This window comes from Aeromonas sp. R4-1, assembly GCF_040908325.1.
Lineage (GTDB): Bacteria > Pseudomonadota > Gammaproteobacteria > Enterobacterales > Aeromonadaceae > Aeromonas > Aeromonas veronii.
The window spans coordinates 1-13618 of the sequence record NZ_JBFODM010000016.1; the positions used below are offsets into that span (position 1 = coordinate 1).

The window sequence follows — 13618 nt, forward strand, 5'->3', positions numbered from 1 at the left end:
GCTCGACGACTTGCGCCGCCATCACCTGATACAAGGTGCTGACATCGGCGTCGAAGAGGGCATCGAGACAGCGCCCGAGCACATCATCATTGAGGTCATCAGCACAGATCCCGGGGCCGATCAGGCGCTCAACCGGCTTGTTAGCGAAGAATTGCGGGAACATGTGCAGGGTGCTGCTGTGAAAGCCCAGGCCGTTCACTATCATGGCGACCAGCGCTTGACCATGTGAGACCTTGAAAGGGGGCGTTTTGGGGAGCACGGCATCGATCATGCGGGCAATGCCCAGTTCTTGGCAGAGTGCGGCGACCAAACCAAGGTGATCGAGGTTACGGATAGAGATAGCGGGAGCGGCCATGATGATCTACCTGCAAAAGAGAGTAATAGATCAGAATGGCCGATCGCCGTCAAGCTTTGAAAAAGCCAAAATTAGGTGCGGAATGACGGATCAAAATGGTATCGCGATGGCACCAGCGGCTAAGGCATGGTAACCAGCGTTGACGGTCAGAGCGCTGCAGATATAAAAATGGGGCCGCCAGTGCGACCCCAAACGGGCGGGTTATCCCTAAATAGCCCACCCCCCAGCATAAAAGAGCACCAGTGCCAGGGCGATGACCACGGTGCCTACGTTGAGTTTGTGCCACTCCTTCGAGCAGATGCGGCCGATCACCAGCGAGCTGAAGCCAAGCATGATGCCGGTCACGATGTTGCAGGTGAGTACGATAAAGACGGCGCATACCAGCCCGGACATGGCCCCGACAAAGTCATCGAAATCGAGCTTGGTGACGTTGCTCAGCATCAAGAGCCCCACATACATCAGGGCCGGTGCGGTGGCATAGGCGGGCACCAGATAGGAGAGCGGCGAGAGGAACAGCATCAGCAGGAACAGGCCGCCCACCACGGTCGCGGTCAGGCCGGTTTTGCCCCCCGCCGCCGTGCCCGCGGCCGATTCGATATAGACGGCAGCCGGGGCCGCCCCCACCAAACTGGAGAAGATGCTGCTGACCGAGTCGGCACTGAGCGCCTTGCCGCTGTTGATGATGTGACCATCCTTATCCAGCAGGTTGGCCTGCCCTGCCACGGCGCGGATGGTACCGGTGGCATCGAATACCGCCGTCATCACCAGCGCCAGCACGCTGGGCAACACCAGCGGCGAGAGGGCCCCCATGATATCCAGACTGAAGATGAGGGACTTGCCCTGATCGTCCGAGAGGCTCGGCAGGGCGAACAGCCCCTGATACTTCACCGCCGGATCGAAGATAAGGCCGAAGATGGAGATGGCGATGATCACCAGCAGGATCCCCCCCGGTACTCTCAGCTTCTCCAGCCCGAAGATCACCGCAAGGCCGATCAGGGACATGATGACCGGCATGGAGGTAAAAGCCCCCAGCGCCACCGGCAGCCCCTCCAGCGGGTTCTTGATCACCAGCCCCACCCCGTTGGCGGCAATAAGCAGCAGGAAGAGACCGATACCGATGCCGGTGCCGTGGGCAATCCCCATCGGCAGGTTGTCGAGGATCCAGCTACGCACCCCGGTCACCGAGATGGCGGTAAACAGTACCCCCATCAGGAAGACGGCCCCCAGCGCCACCGGAATGGGGATCTGCTGCCCCAGCACCAGACTGAAGGCGGTAAACGCCGTGAGGGAAATAGCGCAGCCGATGGCCATCGGCAGCTTGGCCCAAAGTCCCATCAAGAGTGAACCGAACCCCGCCACCAGACAGGTGGCGACAAACACGGCGCCGGGAGGAAAGCCCGCCTTGCCGAGCATGCTCGGCACCACGATCACCGAGTAGACCATGGCAAGGAAGGTGGTGAGGCCCGCCAGCACCTCCTGTCTGACGTTGCTGCCCCGCTCGCTGATCATAAAGTAGCGATCAAGAGCCGTGAGCGGCTGTTGCTTTGCTGCGCTCTGGCTGGCGTCATCATTGGCCAGCTGTTCCACGCTGTTTGTCCTGCTGTTTGCTTGGGTCATACCCAACTCCTTCACACGCGCCTGAATGTTCCATGACGAAATGGCGACAGGATCTGCGGGTCTGCCGAGCGCCAGTCTGATGAGAAACAGGCGATGGTGGCAGAGGATGCGACAGACAGACCAGGGCAGGCAGCCTTGACTCAAACGTTTGCCTTGATGGTCAAAAAAACCGGGCCATTTCACGTTCTATGCGGGGAGATCCCCTGTCGTGCGGCAAGACTGGCGCCCCTGTGGAGCACGCCAGCCGCCGTATTCGTTGGAGCTGCGCCGCGGCAGCCCACTCCAGCCCCTACCCCCGTTCATGCACCAGTTGGCCATCCACATAGGTGCGGTAGATGGATCTGTCATCCCCCAGGGTCAGCAACACAAAGAGCTTGTCCCGCAGGGTGGTGGAGTTGTCATAACGCAGCTGCTGCAGCGGGGTGGCGACCGGGTCGAGCACCACGAAGTCCGCCTCCTTGCCCACCGCAAAGCTGCCGATCTTCTCGTCCAGCCCCAGCGAATGGGCGCCGCCCAGGGTGGCTAGATAGAAGGCCTGATAGGCCGAGAGCCGTTCGCCCTGCAGTTGCATCACCTTGTAAGCCTCGTTGAGGGTCTGCAGCATGTTGAAGGTGGTGCCCGCGCCGATGTCGGTGCCCATCCCCACCTTCACCTGCTTGCGCCACGCCTTGTGCAGCTTGAACAGGCCGCTGCCCAGATAAAGATTCGATGTGGGGCAGAAGGCGATGGTGGAGCCGGTCTCCTTCAGGCAATCCCACTCCTGCTCTTCCAGATGGACGCAGTGGGCAAACACACAGTTGTGGCCGGTCAGGCCATGCTGGTGATAGACATCGAGATAACCCTTGTGCGCCGGAAAGAGGGATTTGACCCAGGCGATCTCATCCTTGTTCTCGCACAGATGGGTGTGCAGATAGGTGGTGGGAAACTCTTCGCGCAGTCGCCGCGCCATCGCCAGTTGCTCGGGTGTCGAGGTGGGTGCAAATCGCGGTGTGATGGCATATAGAAGTCGACCGTTACCATGCCAACGCTCGATAAGCTGCTTGCTCTGTTCATAGCTGCTCTCGGCGGTATCGAGCAGATAGTCGGGCGCGTTGCGATCCATCATTACCTTGCCCGCGATCATTCGCATATTGATGCGACTGGCCGCCTCGAACAGGGCATCCACCGACTCGGGGTGAACGGTGCCGAACACCAGCGCCGTGGTGGTGCCGTTTCGCAGCAACTGCTTGATAAAGAAGGTGGACATCTCGCGGGCATACTCGAGATCGTTGTAGCGCCGCTCGGCGGGGAAGGTGTGGCGGTTGAGCCACTCCAGCAGCTGCTCGCCATAGGCCCCTACCATCTCGCTCTGGGGATAGTGAATGTGGGTATCGACAAAGCCGGGCACTATCATCTTGCCGCGATAATCGCGCACCCGCACTTCGGCCGGAATGCGATCTTTCCCCTCCTCCCACTCACCGAACCAGTCGATGCAACCGTTGCGAATGATCAGCAGACCATCCTCGATAAGGCGGGCGTTGGACTCAATCTCCTCGGGCTGATCCACCACCCGGGTGATATCGAAGAAACTGCCGCGTACCGCTTTGACAGAGTTGTCGTTTTTCATAACCGTTTCCCTGTTTTTCTTGTTCTGTTGACGTTTTTTGCCGATTTAACCGTCAGACCCGTTCCACTTGTGGCGCCACCGCCTGCCCGGGCACTGGCTCTGGTGACCCCTCACCCTTGCTGGCCGATGGCTGGCCCGCACTGCGGGCGGTAAAGCTCACATCCGGCTTGTCGCTCAGCTGGATCACCTCCACCGCCTCGGCATCCCTGACGGCCGCCTTGCGTTTGCGGCTTTGCGGCAGCACCAGATTCATGATGATGGCGGTGATGCCGCCAGCGCAGATGGGGTTCTCCACCAGCATGTAAATACCCGCTGGCAGCACCTTGAAGACGTTCGGGTCATAGGAAACACCGAGCCCAAGGCCAAGCGAGGTGGCGACAATCAGAGTCTCCCGCCGATCGAAGCCGTGGCTGATGATGATGCGACCACCGGCGATGGCGATCATCGAGAACATGATGACCATGGCGCCCCCCATCACAGGTGACGGTATGGTGGTAAAGAAGCGCCCTACTACGGGGAAGAGCCCCAGCAGCACCAGGATGACGGCGATAAACTTGCCCACATGGCGTGAGGCCACCCCGGTCATCTGGATGACGCCGTTGTTCTGGGCAAAGGTGGTGAGTGGCAAAGAGCCGAGGGCAGAGGCGATCACCGACACCAACCCATCAGCCAGCACGCCGCCGGATAGCCGTTTTTGAAACTCGGGACCCTGAATATCCCGGTGGGAGACCATGGCGGTGGCGGTGATGTCCCCCACCGCCTCCAGCACGCTCAACAGATAGATGGTGCCCGCCAACATAAAGGCGTGGAAGTCGAAGGAGAAACCGTACTTGAACGGGATCGGCACCGTAATAAGTGGCAGGTTCTCAAGGGCTGAAAAATCCACCATGCCGAGCATCAGGGCCACCGCATAACCCACCATCAGGCCGATGGCAATGCCGCTCATCCGCAGCAGCGGGCTTCGGCTGCAGTTGAAGGCAACGATGACGCAGAGCACCAAAAGCCCCAGCCCGATGTGCTCGTATTTGCCAAAGGTGCCGCTGCTCATGGCGGAGAAGCCGCCGCCAAAGTCGATGATCCCTACCTTGATAAGGCTCAGGCCAATCATCAGCACCACTACCCCGCTCACGGTCGGGGTGATCACCCGCTTGAGATAGGGCAGCACGAAGGAGGAGCCCATCACCAGAAAGGCGCCGACAAAGGAGACCCCGAGCAGGGTCGAGACGATCAGCTCCTCGTGGATGCCATCTTTTTTCATGGCGCCGCCGAGCGCGATCATCACGGTGACGAAGGAGAAGTTGACCGACTGGATGGAGAGCAGCCCAGACCCGATGGGGCCATAACGGTTCACCTGCAGCCAGGTGCCGATACCGGAGGCGATCATCGCCATGGAGACCAGATAGGCGGTAGTCTCGGTGGAGAGGCCCAGGGCGCCGCCGACGATCAGCGCCGGGGTCACCATAGGGACAAAAATGGCCAGCAGATGGGTCACTGCGCCCATCAAGGTTTGATAAAACGGGGGTTTGTCTTCCAGCTCGTAAATGAGATCCGAGTGCTTGCGTGTTGTTTTAGACATCGTGTTTGTCCCATCACACAGAATGTAGGCGGAGTACTCATTCCGCCGTCAGGCGCTGGGGGCGAGCTGGCGCCCGCCCCTCACCTTTTCTTTTGTTATGCCGACACTTTTTGCTCCAGCTTGCCCAGTTCGCGCAGGATCTGCTCCGGCGTGAAGTGCCACTTGCGCAGCCAGACACCGCAAGCGTCATGGATGGCGGTGGCGATGGCGGGCGCGGCCCCGTTCACTCCGATCTCCGAGATGGACTTGGCGCCGTAAGGGCCGACCTTGTCATCACTCGGTACCAGGAAGGCCAGGAAGTCGCGCGGAATATCGCCAATCTTGGGTGCGCCATAGCTCTTCAGATCCCGGGTGAGCGGGATGCCCTTGCTGTCATAGCAGATCTCTTCGGTCATGGTGTGGCCGATGGCCCGCATGGTCGCCCCGTAGATCTGGCCGAGGGCCAGCTCCGGGTTGATGGGGGTGCCGCAGTCGAGCAGGGCGTAGAACTTGTCGAGACGGATCTCGCCGGTTCTGACGTTGACCGCCACCTCGGCGAAGTTGGCCCCGTACGGGAAGGCAAGCTCCGAAGTAATGTAGCTGGCGGTGCCCACCAGAATGCCGAAGCCGGTACCGGTCTCGGCCTTGTGGGCCAGCTTGGCGAGGCTCACCTCCCCCTGCTTGCCGCGCACGATCCCCGGGTGAACCAGCTCCACATCCTCCACCGGCTCGCCCAGCATGGCGGCGCCGTGGAACAGGATCTTCGCCTTGAGGTTCTCGGCCGCCATCTTGGCTGCATTGCCGGAGAAGCAGGTACCGGACGAGGCGTAGGCCCCCTTGTCGAACAGGGCGTGGTCGGTGTCGCCAGAGATCACATGCACATCGCTGAGCGGGCAACCGAGCACCTCGGCGGTCAGCTTGGCGACCACGGTATCGAGGCCGGTGCCGATATCGGCGCCACCGGAGTGGACGATAAAGGTGCCGTCAGATTCCAGCTTGACCATGCAGTTGGCCTGATCGATATCCGGGATCCCCGATTTTTGCATGATGATGGCGACGCCACGACCGATGCGCCAATCCCCGTCAGCGGGTTTAGGGCTATCCCAGGCAATCAGTTCGCGACCCTGTTTGAGGATGGGCTCGAGGGCACAGCTGGCCGCATGGGGCACAGAGGTAGGCATCTTGCCCTCGCCGATGGCACCCAGCACCTTGAGGATGTCCCCTTCGTGCACCCGGTTGTGCTCCACCATGTCGAGCTGATCGATACCCAGTTTCTCGGCAAGTTCGGCAATGGCCATGGTCAGCGCGAAGTTGCCCTTGGGCGCGCCATAACCCTGATAGGCGCCAGTCGGGCAGATGTTGCTGTAGTAGGTGTTGACGGTAAAGCGCACGTTGTCGCACGGATACAGCGGCAGGGAGAGCGCCGGGCCGTTGCTCGGCACCGTCAGAGAGTGGTTGCCGTAAGGGCCGGTGTTGGCGCGAAAATCCATCTCGATGGCGGTGATGGTGCCATCTTTCTTGGCCCCCACTTTCACCTTCACCTTGGCCACGTGGCGGGAGGTGTTGCTGATGAACTCCTCTTCACGGGTGTAGCGGAAGGTGACGGGACGGCCGGTGACCTTGGTCGCCCAGGCGCACACCTCTTCCAGCAGAATATCCTGCTTGGAGCCAAAGCCGCCTCCTACCCGCTCCTTGATCACGTGCACCTGATGTTGCTTGAGGCCGACGATACGCGCCACCTGACGGCGCACGTGCCACGGCACCTGGGTGGATGCATGAATGACCAGACGATCCCCATCCATGTAGGTGAAGCAGATGTGCGGCTCGGTCGGGCACTGCTGGGCCTGGGTCGATTCGTAGGTGCGTTCGATAATCTCGTCCGCCTCTGCAAAGCCCTTGGCTACATCGCCGATCTGGCCATGGACGCTGGCGGCCAGGTTCTCGTGCGGACGGGAACCGATGGGGAAGTTGATGATCATGTGCTCGTCGCCGCGGCGCACCGAGCAGGCGTTCTGCTGCTCGAGATCCGCCGGCGCACCTGCCATGTAGACGATGGGCTCGTCGTGGACCAGCGGTGCATTGGGGGCCATCGCCTCATCGATATTCATGACCGCCGGCAGCACCTGATACTCGACCTCGATGAGTTTCAGCGCCGCCAATGCGATGGCTTCGCTCTCGGCCACCACGGCGGCGACCCTGTCACCTACGTGGCGCACCTTGCGGCTGAACATACGGCGATCAAGCGGTGACGGCTCGGGAGCACTCTGACCACCCGGGGTGTAAAACACATCCGGGCAGTTGAGGTGGGTGATGACATGCACGACGCCCGGCAGCGCCTCGGCGCGGCTCACATCGAGTTTGGTGATCACCGCATGAGGATGGGGGCTGCGCAACATCTTGATGATCAGTGCATCCTCGGTAACCCTGTCCTCCACGTAGCAGGGCTTGGCCTGCACCATCTTGGCGGCGTCCACTTTCGGACAGCTCTTGCCGATATGGCGCAAATCGTCGCGAAACTCGGGGGCGATCTGGCACAGGTGATCGGGATCCTTCATCCGTGAACAGGCAAGCTCGATGGCCTGATAAAACTGCTGATAACCGCCATCGCGGTGAAAGAGGCCTGAGAGGGCATCGTCGATTTGATCACGGGTAGGCTCGGGGTGGCGATCAAGCAGGTCGGTGACGATGAGCGCCGCAGCCGGATCGTTGTAACCCGACTGCACCACGCCCACATCTACCATCGCCTGCTGCACCAGACTGAGCTGGTTCCAGCTGCCCAGCGACTCGGCGGTACGCACGTCGGATCCATCCAGCTGAGCGGCGATCAGCAGGGAGGCGTTGATCACCTTGCCGTTGAAGAGAATGGCGTCGGAGCCAGCAAAACCGAAGCCGTCGTCACTGTTGCGCACCGAGTGCATCCGGCACTGATTGAACAGCACCCGCTGGGCATTGTCACCGGCCTTGCAGATGACGGTGCGCAGGGCACCGTTCAGTGTGAAGTTGAGTTCCATCATGCTTGCACCTCCTGCTGCTGGCAGTCCACCAGCAGATCCGCCACTACCACACCGGTGATATACCGCTTGTAACTCACGCTGCCCGCCAGATCCTCACGGGGCGAGATCAGCTCGCTCACGGCGGCTTCCAGCGCGGCATCGTGCAGTTCGCGGCGCTCCAGATCCCGCAGGCGCATCGGCTGCGGGGTGACGCCAGCGACGGCCACCCGCATCTCGCCAATGCTGTCGAGGGCCACGGCGGCGGTCATAACCGCCAAGCCATCGGCATTGCGGCTGATGCGGCGAGTGGCGCAGCGCAATTCAGGCTCCGGCAGCACAACTCCGAGCACCAGGGCATTGCGCTGCCCCGCCAGATAGGCGTCGATGGGTTGCAACAGGTTTTTCTCCAGCACCACCACGGCTTCGAGCACCAGCAACACCGGCAGCAAGGGGGAGTCCTGCTGCTGGCAAGCAATTTCACCGCCGAGGGTGGCCTGATTGCGCAGATGGCGGGAGTAGACAAACCCCAGCGCGTCGCACAGGGCGGCCGGGGTACGGGGAGCATCTTTCAGGGTCTGCAAGGTGACGGTGGCGCCGATATGGAGCTGGCCGTGCTGCTGCTCAATCTGGTTCAGTCCCAGCTTGTCCAGTGAGATAGCTACCTTCTTGTCGGTGCGAGTCGGAGCGGCGTTAAGCTTGCTGCCGCCTCCCATGTAGACGGCGTCGTTGCCGAAACTGGCCTTGAGTTCCAAAGCCTGACCCAGTTGCTCGGGTCGGAAAAATTGCTCAATCATGTGTCGTCCTTACTCTTGCTGCCCGCCGCCGGGGTGATCCACAGGGCGGGCAATCCGGTCCAAAACTGTGGAAGGTGGCCTAGGCCAGCTGATCCATCCGTTGCCACAGGCGGCTCGCCACCTTGCTGGCCTGCTCGTAAAGGGGCGCGACATCGAACGGGAACTCGCGGTCTTGATAGACCATGCGCCCCTCCACCATCACGCTGTTGACGTTGTTCGATCCCATACCAAAGGCGAGATGTCCGCCGAGGTTGCGCGGCGCCAGCGGGGTCGGTGCGTCGTAGTCGCAAATGGTGAGGTCGGCCTTGTAACCCGGCTCCAGGCGGCCAAATTTGGCGCCGAAGTTGCGCTCCAGCAGGGTGTTGCCGTTCCACAGGAAGCGGGCAAAGCTGTCGGGCCACAGCGCGCCACCGGCATCCTTGTGCTTGAAGTAGGCGAACTTGAGCTCTTCGAGCATGTCGGAGCCGATGCCGTCGGTGCCAAGCGCCAGATTGCGATACTCAGGCAGGTGCATGTTGTAGCCCACATGGTTGTTCATGTTGGAGCGGGCGTTGTGCACCAGGAAGGCATCGCGACTGTTGAGCAGCTCGATGTCGGCCGGGCTCAGGTAGATGCCGTGGGCAACAAGCGACTTGCTGTCGATAAGGCCAAACTCGTCCAGCCGGGCGATGGGCTCCTTGCCATAGTGGTGGTGGCCGTGGGCCATGTCGTAGCGGTCTTCCGCCACATGGATATGCAGACCACGACCGGTGACCTGCACCGCTTCGCGCAGCATGGCCAGCCCCTCGTCGGGGACGGTGAAGGGGGCGTGGGCACCGATATGGGCCTCCACCAGATAGGGTTCATTCCCCTTGGCCTTGGCCGCATCGATCTGTTGGGCGAACAGGATGTTCTCCTCCACCCCGACCTGCAGTTCGGCGAGGCCGCCGTTGCGATCCGTGGTCTCGAAGCAGGTCATGCCGCGCAGGCCCGCCTCCATAAACCCTTTGCGCAGCACATTCAGGGAGCCCTTGATGAAGTTGGGCGAAGCGTGGTGGTCGATCACCGCACTGCAGCCGCTCTTGATCGCTTCCAGCGAGCAGATGAGGCCGCTGTAGTAGAGGGACTCTTCATCGAGCGCCCGATCGAGCCGCCACCAGAGGTTTTTCAGGGTGGAGATAAAATCCGGGCAGGGGGCGATATTGGCCATGATCCCCCGCGACAGGCCGGAGTAGAAGTGGTTGTGGGCACAGACGATGCCCGGCATCACCAGTTTGCCCCCCATCTCCCGATAGTTGGCCTCCGGGTAGAGGGCCCGCAGATTGGGCCCCACCGCTTTGATAAGCGCTCCTTCGATGGCGATATCCACCCCTTCCAGCACCCGGGTCGGCTCCAGCTGGACAGCGGTGACGTTCTTCAGAATAAACATGGTTTGCTCCTTCGCTTATTCGTGGTTCGCTCAGGCCTCGACGGCCCCCAGCAGGTAGTGGTGATGAGCATGGACATGGCTGATGATCCGGCACATGTCGCCAAGGGCCGCTGGCGCATCCTTGATCCGGCTTTGGGCGTCTATGGTCAGGCGATAGGTCTCGCCATCCTGACGCACCCGCAGTTCGCCACCATCCGCCAGATAGAAACCGGGGTTGCGGCTGTTGTCGAAGTCCTCGGGCAGGCTGAAGATGGTGACCTTGTCCTGATAGGGCTTGCCCTGCCACGGGCAGAACTGGGCGCAGTTGCCACATTCGTTGCAGTAGGCATCCAGGTGCAGGGTCTGGAACTGGTCTTTGAAGCCCGGCACCGCGATGGCGACGTTGGCCCGGTTGGGGCAGACATCCACGCACTTGCTGCAGAGGTAGTTGCACTCGAGGCAACGGTGCGCCTCTTGCGCCACGAAGGCATCACGCTCGTTCTTGTCAACCATGGTGACGGCGATGCTCCCCTTGCGTCGGTAGATCTCATCCTTGCCCGACGGCTGGATGGTCACTTCACTCTGCTGGCTGGCGACATGCTCGCGAGAGAGCACCAGATCCGCGGCGCGGCGGGCACCACCGATGGCACCGACGATGGAGGACGGGCCGCTCTGCACGTCACCGATGAGGAAGACGTTGCGATGGCTGGTTTCGCCGGTCAGGCCATCCACCTCGGGCCAGCCATCGCTGCCAAGAGGAATGCCCATCGCTTTGAGTACCTCGCAGTCAGGCTGCTCGCCAATGGCGGTGATCAAGGCATCCATCTGCATCACTTCAGTCTGCTCGGTGGGCACCGGACGGCGGCGGCCCTGCTCGTCAGGATCCCCCAGCGCCATCATCCGCACGGTGAGCTTGCCATCTTTCTCAAAACGCTCCGGATTGGTGAGGAAGCAGAAACGCACCCCATCCTCCACCGCTTCCAGAACCTCCTCGCGATAGGCGGGCATCTCTTTTTCGCTGCGGCGGTAGATAACGGTCACATCGCTGACACCGGGCACCTTGAGGGCGGCGCGAGCACAGTCCATGGCGGTGTTGCCGGCACCGATCACTGCCACATGGCGGCCGAGCGGCAGCGGTTTGCCCTGATTGAAGCTGCGCAGGAAGTGGAAGGATTTGTAAATCCGCTCGTGACCCCCCTCGAGGCGCATGCCACCGTTCTTGTCAGCGCCGATACCGACGAATACATAGGTAAAGCCTTGGGCATGCAGCTTGTCGACGGTGAGCGCCGGATCGCAGCCAAACTCGAACTTGACCCCGTGGGCGGCGACAAAGTCGATGTCATGCTGGATAAGTTCGGCCGGAATGCGGAACTCGGGGATGATGTGCTTGACCACGCCACCGGCGTCCGCTTCGCGCTCGAACACGGTGACCGGGTGACCGGCGCGGGCCAGGAAGTAACCGGCGGAGAGACCGGCCGGGCCAGCGCCAATGACCGCCACCGGATGCTTGTCACCACTGCCTGCCGGTTTGTGCCAGCGGGCCTTGTACCCTTCCCAGCCGCGCTCCAGCGCCACTTTTTTCAGCTCGCGGATATTGAGCGCGCTATCGTAGTCGAGACGGGTGCAGTTGTACTGGCACTGGTGATCGCAGATGTGGCTGGTGATGGCAGGCAAGGCGTTGCGCTGATAAATCAGCTCAAGGGCTGCCACATACTCCCCCTCGCCCATCAGGCGAATGTACTCGGGGATATCCTGATGCACGGCGCAGGCAGTGACGCAGGGCGCCACGTAGCAGTCGGTCAGCGGCAGGCCACCACCCACTTCGATGCGATCGTCGGACTTCCACTCCTTCTGGGTGTAATCCATGGTGAGGGCCTTGGCGGCAAGCGCCTCCAGCTTGGCCACATCCACCTGACTCATGCCCCAGCTGCCCGACGCATCTATCTCTTTGAGACACTCGATCTGGCGCAGGTAGCCGCCCGGTTTCAGCAGGTCGGTGGCCATGGTGATGGGACGAATACCGATCTCGAAGATCTCGGCGATGTTGAACTTGCTGGCACCACCGGAGTAGGAGATGGGCAGCTTGCCATCGAAGGCGCGGGACAGCACGGCAGCCACGTTGATGGAGAGCGGGAACAGCGCGCGGCCGGACATGTACATCTCATCGCCGGGCAGCGCCCCCTTGCGGTTGATGGTGCCAAGGGTGTTGGTCAGCTTGACCCCGAAGGTGAGCCCTTTCTCGGCCCCCAGCGCCATCAGACGGGTCAGCATCGCCTTGGCCTGATCCAGCTTGAGGTCGTGATCGAACGACTCTTCGCTCAGACCAATGTAATCAAAGCCGCAGGTATCGAGGATCTCGCGCACCCGCGGGTAGCCCAGCAGAGTCGGGTTCAGCTTGACGAAGGTGTTGAGCCCCTTCTCTTCCAGCATGTAGCGGCAGATGGCCTCAATTTCGTTCGGCGGGCAACCATGCATGGTAGAGAGGGTAACGCCGTGCACCAGATTGGCCGGGATACGATCTACCAGCTGTTGCAGGCGATCGCGGCGCGCCCCCAGTCCCAGCTCGGCGATAAACTGCTCGTCGGCCACCAGCTCGCGCAGCACCTGCTGGTACTCGGCAAATTTCGGAGTGCTGCTGGCATCAATCAGGTTGTGGATGAACTGCTGCATCGGTGGCTGTTTGATGCCATCGAGGTTGTAACCCACGCTCATGTTGAAGATGAAGGACTTGGCCTCCCCGTCGAGACGGGGATCAAACACCTCCTCCAGCAGGTAGAGGGCAAACCAGGCTTTAAGATACTCGTCAAATGCCTTGGGCAGGGTGAACTCGGTAGACCACTCGGTATTGAAGCACTCGTCTTCGGCATCGATGCAGGGCTTTTCCAGTTCGAGACGGTCCAGGATCTGCACCGTCTTGAGCTCGATAAAGCGCCCGCCGGTCAGCCAGGAGGTGACGATGTTCTGGGCCAACTGGGTATGGGGGCCAGCTGCCGGGCCGATGGGGGTCTCGCAGGTTTCACCGAACACCTTGATCTTGCGCTCGTCCTGCTTGCGATAAAATTGTGCAGCGGGAATACCGAAAATGCTCTGACTCTCTTTATATTCCGCGAAAATACGGGTCAGCAGGTTCTTGAACGGAACGGGTCGCATAATATCGCCCATGGCTATCTCCTTGCAGCTGTTCTGCCCATTGGCAGCATGAATAAATGGGGTATCCCGCACGGGTGTTCCCCCTTGGCAAGGAGAAGAGCAACAATCAGGCCACTACAGTTACAAAACTATTTTTTACGGTAAAAGCGTGAGACAGCTCC

The 13618-nt window shown here is 61.1% G+C and carries 9 protein-coding genes; 1 reads left to right on the forward strand and 8 read right to left on the reverse strand.

Translation table 11 applies throughout. The features are described from left to right. The coding region (locus AB5Y90_RS01560; protein ID WP_368166452.1) for a DUF4277 domain-containing protein at window positions 1-355 on the reverse strand (355 nt) is incomplete at its 3' end. Here AB5Y90_RS01560 and AB5Y90_RS01565 point away from each other — a divergent pair. Next, window positions 354-488 carry a hypothetical protein gene (locus tag AB5Y90_RS01565; protein WP_368166453.1) on the forward strand — a complete coding sequence of 45 codons (135 nt, stop codon included), beginning with the start codon at window positions 354-356 and terminating at the stop codon, window positions 486-488. The genes AB5Y90_RS01560 and AB5Y90_RS01565 overlap by 2 nt on opposite strands. Before the next feature lie 74 nt (window positions 489-562). Here the strand turns inward: AB5Y90_RS01565 and AB5Y90_RS01570 are convergent, their stop codons facing one another. The 7 genes from AB5Y90_RS01570 to ygfK form a co-directional block, all read right to left on the reverse strand. After that, window positions 563-1864, reverse strand: coding sequence for an NCS2 family permease (locus AB5Y90_RS01570; RefSeq protein ID WP_180343373.1), 1302 nt, complete (start codon window positions 1862-1864; stop codon window positions 563-565). A 397-nt stretch (window positions 1865-2261) separates the two neighbouring features. After that, window positions 2262-3578: a guanine deaminase gene (gene guaD, locus AB5Y90_RS01575; RefSeq protein WP_139429891.1), complete on the reverse strand. Its 1317-nt coding sequence runs from the start codon at window positions 3576-3578 to the stop codon at window positions 2262-2264. Window positions 3579-3630: 52 nt separating this feature from the next. Next, a complete protein-coding gene (locus tag AB5Y90_RS01580) occupies window positions 3631-5154 on the reverse strand; it encodes a nucleobase:cation symporter-2 family protein (protein ID WP_181224059.1) in 1524 nt (507 codons plus the stop codon). 95 nt (window positions 5155-5249) lie between these two features. Next, window positions 5250-8147, reverse strand: a complete 2898-nt coding sequence (locus AB5Y90_RS01585; RefSeq protein WP_368166454.1) for a molybdopterin-dependent oxidoreductase Mo/Fe-S-binding subunit — start codon at window positions 8145-8147, stop codon at window positions 5250-5252. Beyond that, a complete protein-coding gene (ygfM, locus tag AB5Y90_RS01590; RefSeq protein WP_368166455.1) occupies window positions 8144-8920 on the reverse strand; it encodes a molybdopterin-dependent oxidoreductase FAD-binding subunit in 777 nt (258 codons plus the stop codon). The genes AB5Y90_RS01585 and ygfM overlap by 4 nt, the downstream gene beginning before the upstream one ends. Before the next feature lie 79 nt (window positions 8921-8999). Continuing rightward, window positions 9000-10328: a putative aminohydrolase SsnA gene (gene ssnA, locus AB5Y90_RS01595; RefSeq protein ID WP_368166456.1), complete on the reverse strand. Its 1329-nt coding sequence runs from the start codon at window positions 10326-10328 to the stop codon at window positions 9000-9002. A gap of 30 nt (window positions 10329-10358) precedes the next feature. After that, window positions 10359-13469, reverse strand: a complete 3111-nt coding sequence (ygfK, locus tag AB5Y90_RS01600; protein WP_368166457.1) for a putative selenate reductase subunit YgfK — start codon at window positions 13467-13469, stop codon at window positions 10359-10361. Between the last annotated feature and the right edge of the window lie 149 nt (window positions 13470-13618).